We start from the raw sequence: 18,456 nt of genomic DNA, 5'->3' as shown, positions 1-18,456 counted from the left end.
CGATCAGTTTGCGGATGATTTTAACTCACTAATCGAATTTATGACCATGCATAGGGTTTTATGAGAAAGCCCTGTATCAGGAAGGTCCCGCTGCGGCATACCGCTCTGGCCCGAGAGTTGGCTTGTCACAAAACAATCTACGGGGCGGACTAGGCCGGCGTCGTGGGCTCTTTCGGATATTGGGTACTTATTATAAACGAGCAACAACGGGACGCCGCTGACAAAACCATTTGAATGATGCAAATACAATCAATTATAGCTCTGATTAAAAACTCGCTGACTACTACCTTTAGCGACATTGATACCTGGTTTGACAAAGACACTGATTTGCGGGAATACAAACCAATCGACGAAGGTTGGACAATTAACCAGATTTTAGAGCACATTGGTCTGACTAACCATTTTCTGCTTATTCTCATAGACAAAGGCACCGGCAAAGCTTTACAAAATATTCATAAGCTGGATTTACAAACTGAGCTTCAGCATTACGTCTTTCATCATGACAAACTCACCGAAGTTGGTTTGCATAAATCATTTGTCTGGATGCGCCCTGAGCACATGGAGCCTAAAAGCGAAAAAACACTCAATGAAGTGCGTACCCAATTAAAGGAACAGGTCGCTCATTGCCTGAGTAACCTTGAAACGTTGAGTAACGGAGAAGGCGTTTTGTATAAGACTACTATGTCAGTCAATGAGCTAGGTAAAATAGATGTTTACGAGTACATTTACTTCTTAGCTCAGCACGGTCAGCGCCACATCACTCAAATGCAAAAGAATGAAGCGGAATTTGTCGCTACTTTGGCTTAGTTTTTTACAGGAGTAGCTGCTCCGATCTTGCCCGCATATTGCGATGGAGCACCCACGGGGGGATAGTTGATAAATTATAAAATCGGTAGTCTGAAACAAGGTTACCGTTTTCAGACTACCGGACCTAATATCCCTTTCCCTCGCATCCTGACAACACAACCCCATGATACTATTCTGCCACCTGTTATCGCTGTTGGTACTGAGTCAGCCTGCCAGGAAGCCTGTATACGTTGTCGTAACGAATGAGATTGCCGTATCTAATCGTATTATGCCGTCAACGATAGATCGGGTTAATAAAACGGTCGTGGCGTATGATACGATGACGGTTTATACGCTGCCATGCAAAAACGACAGTCGTGCTATCCGGCTTGTTCATGTAGAGAAGAAAAAAAAGGCCATCACCCCCACAGGTAACAAAACCGGCTGCCAACGGGTTAGGTCTTCACGCAACAAAACAACACAACGGTATGAGAAAGGTTATTTATTACGTCGCCAGCTCTATTGACGGGTTTATCGCAGGGCCGGATGACGATGTAAGCGGCTATGTACAGACCGGAAACGGCGTGGAAAAATACCTGGGCGACCTGGCGGGATTTGATACGGTCATTATGGGCAGAAAGACCTACGAATATGGCTATGCGTTCGGCATTGAGCCTGGTCAGCCGGCCTACCCGAACATGACCCACTATATCTTTTCCGACACCCTTACGTTTGATCAGCCGCACGAAAGCGTACACGTAAAACCGCTGAACCTTGACGAAATCGACGCCATCAGGCAGCAGCCCGGCACGGACATTTATCTCTGTGGCGGCGGGCAGCTGGCTGGCTGGCTGCTCGACAATCAGCGGATTGATCTGCTCCGCATCAAGCTGAGTCCGGTAGTGTTAGGGCAGGGGATACGCCTCTTCGGCGACTCGGCGAAAGCGTACAAGGCCGAATTACTCGATACCGAAGCGTATGAACACGGGTTACAGATTATGACGTTTGCCATTACCTATTGACAGGCTGCGTTGTCGTATTAACTTTACGGGTAAAAAAACTGCCCCATGTTCCTTATCCTCGCCCTTCTCTTCTTCGTGCTTACGTGGCTGTTTCGTGACCTGGTCTTCGATATTCAGCTGACCGACACGTTTTATGTAATGCCCACCTTTCAGATTTTTCTTGCCCTCGGCATCATCTGCTGCCTGATCGAAGCTGCCTATTACCTGCGGAACAGAAAAGCAAGGGCGATGCGCTCCGGACGGGACTACCAGTGGCATGTGGTGGCTACCACGCTCTGCGGGCTCTTGTTTGTCTATAGCCAGATGCAGAACCTGGTGTTGTCGGGCATCGACCGGCGCTATGTTTCTATTCCGGATGTAAAGGCTATGACGACCGCTTCGCATGTGGGCGGGTTGGCACTGCTGGCCTTTCTGGTGGTACAGACCGCCTACCTGATCCGGTTTTTCAGTGGTGGGCGTTATGCGCAGAAGGGTGACAGACCGGCAAACTGATTGAGTGCTAAGTGTCTGATCAGGTGAGGGATAGTAATTTGTCTATATTTTTGTCTATGCTGCTTTTTTGGGGTTGGGGGCCTGTGGCCGCTACATTCGTTCGTGTTGTATACTAATAACGAACGAAAAATGACCCTGATTCTACAAAGAAACTTCCTGTTGCTGGTAACAATCCTGTTGATCGCCGGCAAGGCAATGGCATCCGATAAACATAACGCTCCGGAAAACCACCGGAAACCGGCGCCGCCGACAGTAACCATTACTGCGTTTCCGGGTATTATGGTGGATTGGCCAGGGCAGGTGACGCTGGTTGCCAGCGGGGCCGACAGCTACCTTTGGTCTGAAAACGCAGGCAGCTCAACCTCCGCAACGGTAGTCGTTAACTTTTCCGGTGATTACTCGGTAACCGGAACAACCAACGGCGAAAGCGCTTCGGCGGATATACATGTAGAGGTGAATACAGGTCATGTATATAGTTCAGCCGGTTTTGACCCGAGTAACCCCTGTGTAGGCACCTCATTGACGTTAGCTGGTGGTGCGACGGCTGGTGTGGTTTCTTATACGGTAAGCTTTAAGGGACCTGTTCCTATTCCTAACCCTGCTGTAAATACGCCGGGTATGGTGCAGTTTACAGTTGCTAAACCTGGATATTACAGTGCCGGTACTATAGGCACTGTAGTAATGAGTGCAACCGAAACTGCAGCTACTGCTACCGGTGTCTTGTCAGCTATGGGTGCTTTAGAGATCCGGCCTGTCTTGTCATTAACGGCCTCGGAGCTGATTGTAGACAAGGGTACATCGGTAACGCTTAATGCGGACAGGGATAATTTAGACAATGACTTTACAAATTACAGCTGGGATGGCGGGCAGACAGGGAAAACAATTGTGATTACGCCTACAGAATCGATGATCTATTCGGTGACTGCGGTTGATATATACAATGGCTGTACCTTTTCCGAATCAATCCGGATTCTGGCTTGTGATCCGTTGCTGGCGGCTCAGATAGGATCGGTTAGTTTAGCCCCGCCAATCGGTAATCAGTGGAGTTTACAGCTTACAGGGGTGGGAACGACCTATGTTGTGACGGGGCCGGGCGGATATGTGTTTAGCCAGGTATTCCGCGGGCAGGCCAGCCGTACGGTAACCATTCCTGCCGGTAATCTGGCCGGTACGTATACGGTTACAGTAAGCAACCAGGATGCCTGTGGCCGGTCTGACTCAGCCACCCGGACAATCGAATTACCTGGTATCTGACTAAGCAAGTGAAACGCTAATGCAAAAAGGTGAACCTGCCCCGACAGACTCACCTTTTTTTTGACGCACCGGCGACTTATGACCGTGCCGGAGCGGGTTCGAGAAATATACGCTGGTCGCGCAGGAACGCGGCAATCCAGATCAGGACCATTGGCATAACGGCATTGAATGGCGTGCCATGCGACAGTTCCGTAGCAATGGCACCGGCAAAGTAGCAGCAGAGCAGGATAAACCCGATGCGCATTGTTTTCGGGTAGAGAAACAGCAGCGCAAAGCCGATTTCCATCAGGCCCAGTACCGGCAGGTACGCACCCACGCCGACTTTGCTCAGTGTGCTGACTATTTCCGGCGAGGCGATCAGTTTCATCACGCCGCTCATGATGGACATACCGGCGGCCAGGATCGTAAACGTAATGGTCAGTATTCGTTTGATTTTCGGATTCATAACAGGTTTCTTTTGTGATTAATGTTGCTGCAAACCTACGTGTTCCGGCCATGCATATGTGGGCACTATCCTGAAGTATACTGCTATCCTTTTGGATACGGAGTGACAATCCGGATACGGAGTTGTACCTTTAACTAGTGACAGACAATCTGTAAGCGATATGGAGGTATTACTGGAGGAACCGGAGGTCAGTACCCAGCCGCACCGCGGCTTGACGAAGAAAGAATGTACACAGCACCTGATGCCGATACAGGATGCGCTGTATGTAGTGAGCGGTAAGTGGAAACTGCCGATTATCATTGCCTTACGGGAGCGCAATACCCGTTTCAGCGAGCTGCAGCGGGCCGTTACCGGCATTACGGCGAGGGTGTTAAGCAAGGAGCTGAAAGACCTCGAACAAAACGAATTTGTGGTACGAAAGGTCTATCCGACCACGCCCGTGACCATCGAATATGAACTGACTGACTACAGTGAGACCCTGGATGCGGTAATCATTGCCCTCCACGACTGGGGCCTTCTGCACCGTGAACGCATTCTGAAACGGACAGAGCGGGAGTAGGGGTGGATGGTTCTGGGTTCTGGATGATACTGGATGCTGAATAGAGTCTGAAAACGAAAAATGGACAATGGCCTTAAACCATTGTCCATTTTTCATTAGCCATTATTCATTCCTGCACTGCAAAGCAGGCCTTAGTCTACTTTCAGCAGGCGGATAGCCCGTGCGCGGTTGTTGGAAACAGCCCGCAGGAGCAGCGTACCGCCCGGCTGACGGCTGACATCGAAGCGGAACCGCTCTTCGGTTTGTGCCCGCTCACGGCGCTGAACCTGAATGACTTCGCCGTTCATATTCGTCAGCTGAACCTGAATCGGTTCGCCTTCTGCACCACGGATCGCAACTTCAACAATACCGTTCTGGATCGGGTTGCCACCCACCGCTACGACATCAATCGGCGGTAAGGACTCGCTGGCCGCAATCCGTCCGCTACCCGTTGCCGAGGCGCTGATGGTGATGCTCATGACCGCACTGGCCGACAGGCCGCCGGTGTTGGTCGCCCGCAGGGTAACGGTGCTGCTACCCGCCGTGGTCGGTGTACCCGAAATGGTACCGGTAGTCGTATTGATGCTTAAACCGGCCGGTAAACCGGTGGCCGCATACGTCAGCGTCTGGCTGTTCGGATCGGTGAATGAACCGGTTGGCAGCGTATAGCTGAATGCGCGGCCCACAACGCCCGTTGCCGATACTAAGGTGCCGGTGAAGACCGGTGAGGTACCTACGGTGCCGGTTCCGCTCGTTGCCGATGCGCTGATCGTGATGCCCACCGATGCGCTGGCCGATTGTCCGGCGGCGTTGGTGGCGCGCAGGGTGACAGTGCTGCTGCCCGCTGTAGTTGGTGTTCCTGAAATCGTACCGGTTGCGGTATTGATTGTCAGACCCGCCGGTAAATTAACGGTTGTATACGTCAGCGTCTGTGAAGGACCGCCCGTAAACGCACCGGCTGGCAGGGTATAGCTGAACGCCTGACCAACCACACCGGTTGCTGAGGCCAGCGTACCGCTGAAGACCGGAGCGGTGCCCGTGCCGCTGGTTGCCGATGTGCTGATGGTGATACCGACCGTCGTGCTGGCCGACATACCGCCGGCATTGGTTGCCCGCAGGGTAACGGTGTTACTACCAGCAGCTGTTGGTGTTCCCGAGATAGCACCGGTTGCGGTGTTGATCGTCAGGCCCGCCGGCAGTCCGGTAGCCGCATAAGCCAGTGTTTGACCCGACGGATCGGTGAACGAGCCGGTTGGCAGGGTATAGCTGAACGCCTGACCCACAGTACCGGTCGCCGATACCAGCGTACCGGTGAAGGTCGGCGACGGCATCGGACTGATCGTGATGGCCACTGTACCGCTGGCCGACTGGGCTCCCGTATTGGTTGCCCGCAGGGTAACGGTGCTGCTGCCTGCCGTAGTCGGTGTACCGGAGATCGTTCCGGTTGTTGTGTTCAGCGTCAGACCTGCCGGTAAACCGGTAGCGGCATAGGACAGTGACTGACCACCCGCTGTGGTGAAGGTGCCGGTTGGCAGGGTATAGCTGAACGCCTGACCCACAGTACCGGTTGCCGATGCCAGGGAACCGCTGAAGACCGGTGTCGGTGCCGCGCTGATGCTGATGCTGAGCACACCGCTTGCCATCGCCATGGCGGGGTCTGTAGCCGTAATGGTTACCGACGTAACACCCGATGTTGACGGCATACCCGTAATTGCGCCTGAACCGCTGTTGAGGCTGAAGCCGGCCGGCAGTCCGGTGGCGGCATAGGTCAGGGTCTGGCCAGGGTTCGGATCAGTGAACGCCCCGGCTGGCAGGGTGTAGCTGAACATAGAGCCAACCAGACCGGTTGCTGATGCCAGTGAACCGCTGAAAACCGGTGACTGGTTCGGCGCTACAGAAAGACTCACGGTGCCGGATGCCGACGCACCCGCCGGATCGGTAGCCGTAATGGTTACCGACGACACACCGGTTGCGGATGGCATACCCGTAATTGCGCCTGAGCCGCTGTTGATGCTGAGACCCGCCGGTAGTCCGGAAACGGTATAGGTCAGTGTCTGGCCGGTGTTCGCGTCGGTAAAGGTGCCGGTTGGCAGCGTGTAACTGAGCATAGAACCGATGGTGCCGGTTGCCGACAGGGCCGATCCGCTGAAGACCGGTGCGGTATTTGGTGCGACATTGATCGAGACTACGCCGGTTGTTGACAGGCCACCCGTATCCCGCGCCGTCAGGGTAACGGAGTTGGTGCCGGTGGCGGATGGCGTACCGGTGATGGCTCCCGAACCACTGTTAATGCTCAGACCCGCCGGCAGGCCGGTGGCAGCGTAGGCCAGTGCCTGACCGGTGTTTGCGTCGGTAAAGGTGCCGGTTGGCAGCGTGAAATTCAGCGGGGTGCCGACCGTAGCCGAAACCGATGCCAGTGAGCCGCTGAAGACCGGGGCAACGTTTGGTACCACCGTGATGCCCAGGGTCGAGCTGGCCGACAGGCCGCCGGTATCCGTTGCCGTAAACACCACAGCATTAGAGCCGGTGGTTGAGGCCGTTCCGGTCAGTGCGCCGGTGCCTGCATTAATGCTCAGACCCGCCGGCAGTCCCGTCGCGGTGTAGGCCAGCGTCTGGCCGGTGTTCGGATCCGTAAACGAACCGGTTGGCAGGGTGTAGCTGAACGGCGCACCGGCGATGGCTGTTACGGACGTCAGCGTGCCGCTGAAGACCGGTGTCAGGTTTGTGTTAAACGTGATACCAACAGTCGATGAGGCCGACAATCCGCCCGGATCCGTTGCCCGGATGGTGATCGTGTTCGCTCCGGTTGAAGAGGTGGTACCGGTGATGGCACCCGTTCCGGCATTAATGCTCAGGCCGGCTGGTAAGCCAACGGCGGTATAGGTCAGCGTCTGGCCGGCATCCGGATCAGTAAATGAGCCTGCAGGCAGCGTATAGCTGAACGGTACGCCGGCGATACCGGAAATGGCTGTCAGGGTGCCGCTGAAAACAGGCGCCTGATTAACCGGTGCCGGATTATTACCGCAGAAAGCGGCCAGGTCGAACGTGTAGCTTGTCATGGCTCCGTTCTGCATGGCGGTGATAACAATCGGTTTCGGATCAGCCCGTAAGCCGGGTTCAACGGTGCCGCTGGCACTCCCTGCACCGGCACGGGTGATGCCCGGTGCCGTAAAGGTGATCGGAGAGCCATCGCCACCGGTCGTGTTGAACGTAATGGCACCGGTTGCACAGTTATAGGTTGGCTGGGTAACGGCAAAATTGCCCGGACAAGCCGCGGCTATATTAAATGTATAGGTTGTTGATACGCCATTCTGGGTTGCTGTGATGACAATTGGTTTCGGATCGGCCCGCAGACCGGCTTCAATTGTTCCGCTGTTGCTGGATGCGCTGGCACGGGTAATGCCGGCGGCCGAATAGGTAATGGCCGAACCATTACCGCCTGTCGTATTAAAGGTGATCGCTCCCGTAGCACAGTTATAGGTCGGTTGCGTAAGGGTAAGGGCTGATTGGGCATACGCCTGGTGTTGGTAGGAGCACGTGATACACAATGCCCAGGCAAACAACCACAGCGACGTGGTTGTCGTCTTAAAAATTGTATGCATACTGGTTGAGTAAAAAGTTGGAAATACGATTTATGGATTAAGTGTGTACGTTCGGACGAACCGATCTTGCAGCAACCGCCACATCGTAAAGCATCTGTTAATGTCCGGTGCGAGGTGTTGAGCTGCAGGGACAAGTATCATTTTCGTACATGTTTTTCCCTCGGATGAGGAAGCAGTAGCGCGGCCAGATCTGCACTCAGACTAAATGGTGTTATTTTAGCCTATAGGAATACAAGGTATTAACTGAAAGCCAGATGCCCGACAGAATGTTATAAAGGGAATGAAAAACTGTGTAAGCGGGACAGGGTACAGATGCCCGTTATTTCTGCCGGTGCTGCTGACAACGTGGCAGGATGCACTGCTCCGCGCATTTGCCTTTATTTAGGTAGCTGAAAACCAGCGCCCCGGCTTGTTAACAAAAAATAAACATACCGAAATAGTCTTTTGCTGAACAAGTGCAGTATCATTAGCAGATTTTAAACCAATCGAACCATGTTACGGTCCCGCGCCGAATACCTCGTAAATCGTCTCATCGAAAACCAGCTGACCCCGTCTGAACTGGACGAGCTGCTGCGTAGTATGGGAAATGAGCGGGCACTTGACGATTTTTCGGACGTACTGGAAGCCTATTTTACTTCACTTGTTGAGGAAAGCGAAGCCGCTGATGTATTCCGTACGGAAATACCTGCACCGGATACGGTACCATCCGGAGCGCAGGCAAAAGGCCGGTTCGGGGTTTCGTGGGGAAACTATACAAAAATGGCCGCGCTGGTTGCGCTGGCGATTGGTTTCCTGGGAATTCTGTATCTGATTCCCTACCGCGCCCGACAGCAGGCAGTACGTAATACCGGAAAACAGACTCCGCTGGTTGCTCACCGGGAGGAGGTAGTTCCGAGAGGCAGCCGGAAGAGCTTACGGCTGGCCGACGGAACCTATGTAAAACTGAATGCAGAAAGCAAAATGACATTTCCGGCCGCTTTCGACAAAAAGAGCCGGCCGGTCAGTTTGCAGGGGGAAGCCTACTTTGATGTGGCCAGAGACAAACAACGGCCCTTTTCGATCACTCTGGATGAGTTGAAGGTAAGTGTGCTCGGCACTTCGTTCAACGTTAAATCGTACGATGCCGACGAAGACGTGGCGGTGTCCGTGCGCTCGGGACGCGTCAGTGTCTCAATCAATTCAACCTCATTACCGGCCGTTGTCCTGACCCGGAATGAAAAACTGATTTTCAACAAGCGGACAGAGAAGTACCGGATTGTCCGGCAGGATGTACTGCCCGATTACGCCTGGGTAGACGGTGTGCTGCTGTTTGACCATACCCCGTTCAGCACGGTTGTTCAGACCCTGGAACGATGCTATGATGTTGAGATTCAAGTGAAAGATAAATCCTTGCTGGAAACCTCACTGACCGGCAGACACCTTAATGAAAATCTGGTATCCGCTTTAGAATCCATCTGCTTCGCGATCAGCGCTAAATATGAAATAAAAGGCCGGATTGTCGTGATCCGCAAATAAGTACCTTCTAATTACCTGAAAACTATGAAACACAGATCTACCTTTCAATGGCTTCTGCGTCCGCTGCTGATGGCGGCAATGGTCGTAGCAGCCGGATGCCTGACTGCCGCCATGGCACAGGTCCGCACAATCACGGGTAAAATCACGTCGAAGGACGATGGTCTGGCCATGCCCGGCGTAAACGTGCTCATTAAAGAGAGCCAGCGCGGGACCAGCACCAACGCCGAAGGCAAATTCACGATTGATGTCAGCGGCAGCAATGCGGTGCTGGTGTTCTCCTTTGTCGGCTATACAAAAACGGAAGTACCGGTCGGTAACCGGAGCGTGGTCGATGTGGTCATGACGTCAGACGCCAGCCAGCTGCAGGAGGTTGTGGTGACCGCCCTCGGTATCAGCCGCGAAAAGAAATCACTGGCCTACTCAATCAGCGAAGTAAAATCAGAAGACCTCGTAAAAGCCGCCAACCCGAACGTGCTGAAAGCCCTGGACGGTAAGGTTAGCGGGGTGAACCTGACCAACCTGAGCAGTGACCCGACCTCATCGGTCCTGGTCAACATCCGTGGTACGACAGCCATGCCGACCACCAGCGCCGGTGGCTCCGATGTGTCAATCAAAGGCCAGCCGCTGTACGTTATTGACGGGGTGCCGGTTGGTACACAGACATTTACGTCAAAAGATGGTGTCGATTTCGGTAACATTCTTTCGCAGCTTAACCCGAACGATATTGCCAATATTACCATCCTGAAAGGGGGGAGCGCCGGTGCACTGTACGGGGCTGAAGGCGGTAACGGTGTAGTGATGATCACCACAAAATCCGGAAAAGGGGCGAAAAAAGGCCTGGGCGTTTCATTCTCAACAGCCTACACGGCCGATAAACCCTACATGTTCTTCCCTGAGCAGACATTATACGGCCAGGGCGAACGCGCCTACGAATGGCAGTATGATAACACGGATACCTGGGGGCCTCGTCTGGACGGTACGTTCAAATCGAACTACTGGGACGTTAAACTGAAGAAGTGGAACAACGGCCCGATGGTGTCGGCCAACGAAGATCGTGTGAAAGCCTACCTGCAGACCGGTGGTACGTTCACGAATAACATCGGCGTAACCGGCAACTACGACAAAGGTGCTTTCCGGTTGTCAATGTCGAACATGGACAACAAAGGGGTAATGCCGAACACCAAAACACAGCAGAAGTCAATCTCGCTCAACACCGAGTATAACATTACGAATAAACTGAAGGTGTCGGTCAGCACCAGCTACATCCACACGTATTCACCGAATAAGGCCAACAGCGTAGGGTCAAACAGTGTACTGAATGACCTGTTGTTCAACATCCCGACCAACCTGCAGCCGCTGGCCGACATGCGCGATTACTGGATGCCGGGCTTTGCGGGTATCCGCCAGAACGGTGCGATCATGAAGGACAACGGTATTGATGTGGCCCAGAACAACCCGTGGTGGATTACCTACGAAAAGCTGCACCGCTTTACCCGCGACAATTTCTTCGGTAAACTGCAGCTGAACTGGCAACTGAACGACAACTTCTCGCTCTTGCTCCGTACGGGTATGGAGAACGTGAAGGAGAATTACGAACTCCGTCAGTCGTGGGGAGCCAAAGGGGATGCCTTCGGTCAGTATGTGTCGGGCAACAACAGCTCGCTGGAAGCCAACTCCGATGCGATCCTGACGTATAACAAGACGTTAGGCAAATTTTCGATCAACGTATCGGGTGGCGGTAACTACCGGTTCAACAACCTGAACAGCATGGAAATTACGGGTGGTGACCTGAACTCGCCGGCCCTCTTTACGCTGGCTAACATCAAGGCCGGTACCATGACTGTCAACGGTATACCGTTCCAGAACACCAAATCGCTGAGCGCCTATGCGTATGCAAACTTTGGTTACGACAACAAACTGTTCCTTGACCTGACCGGCCGGAACGACTGGAAAGGCATTCTGCCGGAAGAAAAAATCAGCTACTTCTACCCGTCTGCGTCACTAAGCTGGGTGGCTACCGAAACGGTAAAATTACCGGCCATGTTCGACCTCGTAAAAACACGTCTGGCGTTTGCTGACGTCGGAAACGGCCTGACCCGCCGCCGGTCAATCGACACATACACGTACGATGCGAGCCCGTGGGGAGCCATCAACACGGTCAGCCTGAACGCGACGATTGTGGATCCGAACATCAAGGCACAGCACTCGCTGACTAAAGAAGCCGGTGTCGATATCTGGATGTTCCGGAACCGGTTGAAATTTGACTTCACGTATTTCATTAAGGATCAGAAAAACCAGATCGACAACATCCCGCTGGTGAAAGGGACCGGGTATTCAGGGTTGCTGACCAACATCGGCGATGTTCGTAACAAAGGCTTTGAGTGGGGGCTGAACTTCACGCCGGTCAAAACGGGTGATTTCGCCTGGGATGTGTCGGCCAGCTTTACGCACTACAAGGCAACCATTACCCGCCTGTCTGACAAATTTGCCCCGAACGGTTATGTATTTGCCAGTTACGACGGAAAAACAAAGGTGAAAATCGCGCAGGGCGAAACCATTGGTAATATTTACGAAGAGAACCCGATTCTGCGCGTAAAAACCGGTAAGTATGCCGGTATGCCGCTGCTGACTTCAGACGAAGGTAAAATCCAGAAATCAAGCGACGAGCGTGACCGTGGCAAGCTGGGCAACTTCAATCCGGATTATATTCTGGGTCTGAACACGGGTGTCCGGTATAAGAACTTCTCACTGAATGTGGTCGGTAGCCTGCGGATGGGTGGTAAGTATGTGTCTGTAAACCAGCAGTATGCTGAGTCGAACGGCCGTGCGGTAACCACGCTGGGTTCGGGCGATAACAACCCGTGGTGGGTCGGTGGCCGCGATGCGGCTAACGGTGGTCTGGTCTGGCCGGCTGCCAACTCCAGCGAGTATGCTGCCATCAATGCCAATAACAACGACAAACGGTCTGACTTCCAGGATGCCAGCTACGTAAAAGGGGTGTTCCTGAACCCGAATTACAAAGGTGACCCGTCGCAGGCAACCGATGCAGACTACATCGTAAACGGTGCCAATCCGAAAAACACGTTCTACGACTTCCCGTATAACGGTTACGGCGACATCATCTGGAACTTTACCGCTACCAGAACCTACGATGCCACAAACTTCAAGCTGCGCGAAATCTCCCTGGCGTATTCAGTGCCGCGGGCGTTAACGACCAGATACAATCTCAACAACGTAACTTTCTCACTGATCGGCCGTAACCTGTTCCAGTGGAACAAATCAGGTCGTAACGAAGATCCGGAATCGGCGTTCACAGGCGTAGGAACCAACCAGGGTATTCTGCGGGCGACCCTGCCAAGTATCCGTTCGTATGGCTTTAAGCTGTCTCTTGATTTTTAACGGCATCCTCTTAAAACTGAACAGACATGAAATCATTGATAAAAATTGCGTCAATTGCCGCTGTGATCACGGGCCTCGCTTCGTGTAGCCAGGATGAACTCCGCAGCTTTGATGCCCTGCAACAGAAAAATGCAATTGAATCGGTAAACGACCCCTACCTGCTGGCGTCGATTATCAAACAAACGTCGGTTTTCTATCAGAAAATGGGGTACGATAACCGTCGGTTGCCGGGTGCCGTTCAGCACATCGAAAGCAACTACCAGAGCGGGGATAACTTCTACAACGGATTCAAATCGCCGATCGACGATATGTACACGGCGATGGACATCCTCAAACTGGTAGATGGCTCAATTGGCCTGGCAGATCAGCGCGGCTCGAAAGTACACAAGGGCATTTTCACGGCCTTCCGCGTGCTGTTGTTCTCCTACATGACGGACTATTACGGTGACGTATACTACACAGAGGCGCTGAAAGCCCGCCAGGGAATTCTGTATCCGAAATACGACCATCAGGCTGATATTTATACCGGTCTGCTGAAAGAACTGGATGAGGCGACCACGCTCATTAACGCCGGTACCGAGCCAATCTCGAATACCTATGACCTGATGTTCGCGGGAGACAAGTCAAAGTGGCTGAAGTTTGCCAACTCGCTGAAACTGCGCCTGCTGATGCGTGCGTCGGGTAAACTGGCCGATGCCGGTGCCCGGATGACCGCCCTGATCAACCAGCCTTTGCTGACCGAAGCTACGGAGAACGCATCGATTGCCTACGTGGGTACGACTGCCGATAACTCATGGACCGGCGGGCCGCTGAACTGGGGAACCATCGATAACTTCGATACCCGCCGGCCGTGTAAGACGCTGGTTGACAAGCTTACCGATCTGAAAGACCCGCGTTTGCAGGTATGGTTTGCGCCGGTAGAACGGCCGTGGACCAGTGATAAGACGAAAAACGGCGTGACGTTCACAACAACCGACCCGAACGGCTATAGCTATTCGTCGACCTGGGAATACATTGACCGGACGAATAAGGACATTACGGCTTACGCAACGCCGGATGTGTTGCTGGATTCCAATAAGGTGTATGTCGGTTTTGTGGCCGGTATGCAGAGCGACTGGAAAAACGGGAACGGCCATTACAACACCGCTGCCGGTGGGGTAGTAGGCAACTTCAAGGTGTCGAAGTTTTCAAAACTGTTCCGCGAAAACAAGCACAACCTGCTGAAAGCCATGATTATGAACAGCGATGAGGTGCAGTTTATTCTGGCCGAAGCCGCGGCAAAAGGCCTGATTACGGGCAATGCCGATACGTATTACCGGAAAGGCATTGCCAACTCGCTGCTGCGCTGGGGTGTGAAACAGTCGGATGTGGATGCCTACCTGGCACAGGCTACGATTGCACTGCCTTCGGATAAGGCGGGTCAGCTGGCTAAAATCGCGGATCAGAAATGGATTTCCCTGTTCCTGGTTGGTTCAGAAGCGTATCTGGATCTGCGCCGGACCAAATTGCCGAACATCTTCAGCAACGGTCGTCTGAGTGGCTATGCGTTCCCGCTGCGGTACCGCTATCCGGGTAATGAGCTGGGCCAGAACAAAACCGCCTATGACCTGGGCGTGGGCGCCCTGAGTCCGGCAGCCGATGATCAGCAGTCGAAAGTATGGTTGCTGCAGTAATTTAGTAGACAGACGATTTCTCCGGATCTCTCACTCCTGCGTAAAGGGGAGTGGGAGATTTGTTTACAAAAAAATAAAGGTTTCTTGATCTGTAGTTCGTCATATTTATTGATTTTCGCACATCAGTTACAAAGCGATGACCAACCGAGCGTGTCGATATGCCCTTTATGTCTGGATACTGGCTGTTGCGGCCCTTATCCCGGAACAGTCGCGGGCAGCGGTCGTATCGGTTGAATCGGATCTTGAAAAGGTAAAGCTGACGCTGACGCATGAAGAGGGTCGGGTGCTGGATGTCATCAATAAAATTACAAAGCAGTCGGGATACGTTTTCCTGTTCGAAGACAACCTCAAGCCGGAGCTGAATAAACTGATCCGGATTGAAAACGGCCGGAACCTGCGGGACGTGCTGCTGATGATTTCCCGACAAACACCGCTGGAATTCAAGGCCGTAAACAAAAACATCATTATCCGTAAGAAGGTAAGTGATGTGGCCGTACACGCAATCGGTGATCAGCGGTTTAAGGTGACCGGCAGGGTGGTAGCCCGGCAGGATGGCATCGGTATTCCGGGGGTTGCTGTGCGGATCAAGGATACCAGTCTGGGAACAACGACCGATGCGTCGGGCGCCTACAAACTCGATATCGTGAATCCGGATGATGTACTGGTGTTTTCGTCCGTTGGATTCCTGACGGAAGAGGTGCTGGTTGATCAGAAAAATGTCATGGAGGTGACGCTTTCCGAAAACGTGGAAGTGCTATCGGAGGCCGTCGTGACGGCATTGGGCATTCAGCGCGGCAAACGGGCGCTGGGCTATTCGGTAGCCGATCTGAAAGGGGAAATGATAACCCAGGTACCGCAGGAAAATGTGGTTAATTCGCTGGCTGGCCGGGTGGCCGGCCTGACCCTGAACCAGACCAGCGGAATTGGTTCGTCGGTAAGCATCATTATCCGCGGCGCTAAATCACTGACGGGCGACAATCAGCCCTTGTTCGTCATTGACGGGGTGCCGGTGGCTAATACGCTGAATAACCTGCGGGCAATGGGTGACCGGAATAATGTCGATTACGGCAATACGATTGCAGACCTAAATCCCGAAGATATTGACCAGATTACGGTACTGAAAGGCCCGAGTGCGGCCGCCCTGTATGGCTCAAGGGCCGGCAACGGTGTCATTCTGATTACGACCCGGAAAGGCAAAAAAGGGAAAGGCCTCGGTATTACCTTTTCGACCAGTAATGTGTTTGAAAAGCCGTACCGGTTTCTGGATCTGCACTACAAATATGCCTCCGGCGACCGGAACAACCGCCTCGACGAAAGTTCGATGTACTGGGGCGGACCGGCCCTCGACGCCGGTAATCTGGCGGTGCAGTGGAACAGTCCCGCCGGTGCCGATGGCCAGCCGGTGCCGACACCGCTGGTGTCGTACCGTGATAACATGAAAAACTTTCTGCAAACCGGGATTACGTCGACCAACAATATCGCGTTGTCGGGAGCGGGAGATAAGGTATCGTACCGGGTGTCGTACAGCAACATGATCAATAAGGGGATGATTCCGAATTCGAACCTGTTGCGCAACTCCCTGAACTCCAGTGTGAGCTATACTCTGAACCGGCAGTTTACGTTGAATTCGGCCTTTACGCTGGTGCGTACCCATTCGGATAACCGGCCGGTGACTGCCAACCGGGGCGCCAACCCGCTGGAGGCCGTGTATATGTGGCCGCACGTGGACGTTCGTCAGCTACGGAACTACTGGGTAAACGGCAGCGAAAATATACAGCAGCTGACGCCCGCCTCAACGGCGGATAATCCGTATTTTCTGGCGTATGGCATCAACAATGGCTTCAACCGCGACCGGATTTTCGGTAATACAAAACTGGACTGGAAACCATCGTCCCTGCTGACCGGCTTTGTCCGGCTGGCGCTGGATCAGTACGGTGAAAACCGGGAGACGAAAATACCCTGGAGTTATTCGCGGGCGAAAAAAGGAGGCTATTATTTGCAGGACCTGGTCCGCCGCGAACTGAATGCCGACTTCCTGCTGACCCGCCACGAAAAACGGGGCGACCTGGACATTAGTGCCTCGGTTGGCGGTAATTACATGACGCAGCGGTATCTGGACAATTTTATGGGTGGGTCGCAGCTGACGGTGCCGGGCCTTTACCGGATCACCAACGTACCGGTTACGGCCTTGTCGGTCAATAACACAACGACCCGTAAGGCCATTTACAGCCTCTATGCCATGGCATCGGTGGGTTATAAGGATCAGGTTTATGTCGATCTGACGGCCCGCAATGACTGGTCGAGTACGCTGCCGGTGCATAATCGGTCGTATTTTTATCCGTCTGTATCGGGCAGCTGGCTCCTGAATTATACGTTCAGACTGCCGTATTACGTCTCGTTGCTGAAAGCGCGGGCGAGCTGGGCGCAGGTGGGCAACGACGCAGCCCCGTATCAGCTGGAGCAGGCGCTGGGCACCGGCTTGTGGGGGGGGCTGGTAACGACCAACGTGCCCGGAACGCTGTATAATGCGCAGCTGAAGCCGGAAATTGCCACGTCGGCTGAGGTTGGTGTTGACCTTAAACTGTTTAAGGACCGGCTGCGGCTGGAGGCTACGTATTATCAGTCAGAGAACAAAAACCAGATTCTCAGTGTAACAACCCCCAATTCGTCGGGATACGCCAATAAGCTGATTAATGCCGGTTTGCTGGCAAGCCGCGGCTGGGAGGTGAATCTGGGGGCTACGCCGGTGCAGCAGAAAGACGGCTGGCAGGTCGATGTCAGCGTGAATTTCAGCCGTAACCGGACCTATATCAAGGCGCTGGCGCCGGGCGTTGATTATTACCAGTTGTGGGACGACAATAACGGCGGTGCGTTTACCTATGTGGGAGAGGAAATCGGAAACCTCTATAGCCGTGGCTATGCGTACGTAACCGATCCGAAATCGCCCTATTACCGGTGGCCCATTCTGGACAACAACGGCGACTGGATTCCGGTAAACGACCGCAATGCTCGGGTGAAGGTCGGGAATTTTAATCCCCGGTTTATTATGGGCGGGCAACTGGCGGTCCGGTACAAGCGCCTGAGTCTGAACGCGAGCTTCGACTGGCGGAGCGGCGGTAATTTTCAGTCGTATACCTACCGCTACTTCGAGTCCGACTGGCGGTCGGCGCGGCAACTGGATCTGCTGATTCCGGGTGGACGCTATACCTCCGATCAGCTGATAGCGCTGCTGAAATCGGATCCGGCGAAATACATTATCCCGCAAAACGGCAACTTTCCGCGGGTCGGGGGGCATACAAAAGAAACCGGCGGTATGCCGATGGATTCGGACGGCGACGGCATTCCGGAGTATGACGGGGCATTTGCACCGGGAGTTATCCAGAATCCTGACGGGACATACCGCGAAAATCTGGGAGGACCGGGGACGAAAGTTTATCCGATTACGGATACCTACCCGTGGGGCTACAACCAGCAAATTACCTTTGACGCGTCGTTTGTAAAGCTCCGTGAAATTTCGTTCGGTATCGACCTGCCGCAGCGGTGGGGTTTCCGGAACGTGAACCTGTCGGTGTATAGCCGGAATATCATGCTATGGACAGCGGCTAAAGTCGGTATCGATCCGGAACGGGCCTTTCTGGCCGACAACAGTAAGTTCCGGCAGGGGGTAGAGTTGCAGAACGTACTGCCGTGGACAATCCCGGTGGGTTTTAAAGTTGGTTTTTCACTATAA

The 18,456-nt window shown here is 53.5% G+C and carries 11 protein-coding genes; 9 read left to right on the top strand and 2 right to left on the bottom strand.

Annotation, left to right across the window (positions count from 1 at the left end; all coding sequences use genetic code 11):
• The first annotated feature begins 234 nt into the window (after positions 1–234).
• The 4 genes from AC23NW_RS29690 to AC23NW_RS29675 all read left to right on the top strand — a co-directional run bounded on the left by AC23NW_RS29690 (position 235) and on the right by AC23NW_RS29675 (position 3,554).
• Complete coding sequence (locus AC23NW_RS29690) at positions 235–807, top strand: DinB family protein (RefSeq protein ID WP_487454156.1); 573 nt, start codon at positions 235–237, stop codon at positions 805–807.
• Positions 808–1,274: 467 nt separating this feature from the next.
• Complete coding sequence (locus tag AC23NW_RS29685) at positions 1,275–1,808, top strand: dihydrofolate reductase family protein (RefSeq protein ID WP_487454155.1); 534 nt, start codon at positions 1,275–1,277, stop codon at positions 1,806–1,808.
• 45 nt (positions 1,809–1,853) lie between these two features.
• The gene (locus AC23NW_RS29680) at positions 1,854–2,300 is read left to right on the top strand and encodes a hypothetical protein (protein WP_487454154.1); all 447 of its coding nucleotides are present in this window, start codon (positions 1,854–1,856) and stop codon (positions 2,298–2,300) included.
• A 129-nt stretch (positions 2,301–2,429) separates the two neighbouring features.
• Positions 2,430–3,554, top strand: coding sequence for a hypothetical protein (locus AC23NW_RS29675; RefSeq protein WP_487454152.1), 1,125 nt, complete (start codon positions 2,430–2,432; stop codon positions 3,552–3,554).
• Positions 3,555–3,630: 76 nt separating this feature from the next.
• Here AC23NW_RS29675 and AC23NW_RS29670 read toward each other — a convergent pair whose 3' ends face one another.
• A complete protein-coding gene (locus AC23NW_RS29670; RefSeq protein WP_293845462.1) occupies positions 3,631–3,999 on the bottom strand; it encodes a DoxX family protein in 369 nt (122 codons plus the stop codon).
• A 160-nt stretch (positions 4,000–4,159) separates the two neighbouring features.
• On the opposite strand from AC23NW_RS29670, the gene AC23NW_RS29665 reads away from it, so the two are divergent.
• Positions 4,160–4,558, top strand: a complete 399-nt coding sequence (locus AC23NW_RS29665; protein WP_487454150.1) for a winged helix-turn-helix transcriptional regulator — start codon at positions 4,160–4,162, stop codon at positions 4,556–4,558.
• Positions 4,559–4,689: 131 nt separating this feature from the next.
• Here AC23NW_RS29665 and AC23NW_RS29660 read toward each other — a convergent pair whose 3' ends face one another.
• Entirely contained in the window at positions 4,690–8,139 is a 3,450-nt protein-coding gene (locus AC23NW_RS29660; protein WP_487454148.1) for a beta strand repeat-containing protein, read from the bottom strand.
• Between the two features lie 492 nt (positions 8,140–8,631).
• Here AC23NW_RS29660 and AC23NW_RS29655 point away from each other — a divergent pair, with 492 nt between their 5' ends.
• The 4 genes from AC23NW_RS29655 (at position 8,632) to AC23NW_RS29640 (ending at position 18,456) form a co-directional block, all read left to right on the top strand.
• Positions 8,632–9,654: a FecR family protein gene (locus AC23NW_RS29655; protein ID WP_487454146.1), complete on the top strand. Its 1,023-nt coding sequence runs from the start codon at positions 8,632–8,634 to the stop codon at positions 9,652–9,654.
• A gap of 24 nt (positions 9,655–9,678) precedes the next feature.
• Entirely contained in the window at positions 9,679–13,053 is a 3,375-nt protein-coding gene (locus AC23NW_RS29650) for a SusC/RagA family TonB-linked outer membrane protein (RefSeq protein ID WP_487454144.1), read from the top strand.
• Between the two features lie 26 nt (positions 13,054–13,079).
• Positions 13,080–14,726, top strand: coding sequence for a SusD/RagB family nutrient-binding outer membrane lipoprotein (locus AC23NW_RS29645; protein ID WP_487454143.1), 1,647 nt, complete (start codon positions 13,080–13,082; stop codon positions 14,724–14,726).
• A 136-nt stretch (positions 14,727–14,862) separates the two neighbouring features.
• Positions 14,863–18,456: a SusC/RagA family TonB-linked outer membrane protein gene (locus AC23NW_RS29640; protein WP_487454141.1), complete on the top strand. Its 3,594-nt coding sequence runs from the start codon at positions 14,863–14,865 to the stop codon at positions 18,454–18,456.

The organism is Arsenicibacter sp. R0_47, from assembly GCF_057652235.1.
This window is presented reverse-complemented; position numbering and strand designations above follow the sequence as displayed.